The organism is Azohydromonas lata NBRC 102462 (assembly GCF_001571085.1).
Taxonomy (GTDB): Bacteria; Pseudomonadota; Gammaproteobacteria; order Burkholderiales; family Burkholderiaceae_C; genus Azohydromonas; species Azohydromonas lata.
Map to the genome: position 1 here is coordinate 1 of NZ_BCTC01000332.1, position 613 is coordinate 613.

The window sequence follows — 613 nt, forward strand, 5'->3', positions numbered from 1 at the left end:
GCGCCCGCTGCGCCGCGGCGCGCCTGGTGCTGGCGCCGCAGGCGCCCCGCTGCACCGACTCGTGCCCTGAGCGGTAGACCGGCCCAACCAAGCCGGCGCTGGCGCTGGCGCCGGCGCCCGCTGCGTCGTGGCGCGCTTGATGATGGTGCGAAAGGCGCCGCGCTGGGCCAGCCCATGCCCCGGGCGGTGGACCGGCTCAGCCGGGCCGGCGCCAGCGCCCGCTGCGCCGTGGCGCACCTGGTGCTGGCGCCGCAGGCGCCCCGCCGCACCAGCTCGTGCCCCGAGCGGTGGTCCGGCTCAGCCGGGCCGGCGCCAGCGCCTGCTGCGCCGCGGCAAGCCTGGTGCTGGCGCCGCAGGCGCCCCGCTGCACCAACGCGTGCCCCGGGCGGTTGACCGGCTCAGCCGGGCCGGCGCCAGCGCCCGCTGCGCCACGGCGCGCCTGGTGCTGGCGCCGCAGGCGCCGCGCCATCTCGTGCCCCGGGCGGTGGTCCGGCTCAGTCGGGCCGGCGCCAGCGCCTGCTGCGTCGCGGCGCGCCTGGTGCTGGCGCTGCAGGCGCCGCGCCGCACCAACGCGTGCCCCGGGCGGTTGACCGGCTCAGCCGGGCCGGCGCCA

General features: G+C 81.6%; 1 protein-coding gene. It reads left to right on the forward strand.

What is annotated here, in order from left to right; genetic code table 11:
• Positions 1–376: 376 nt before the first annotated feature.
• Positions 377–613: hypothetical protein (locus ALA01S_RS34550; protein WP_218011570.1), on the forward strand; the 237-nt coding region annotated here is incomplete at its 3' end.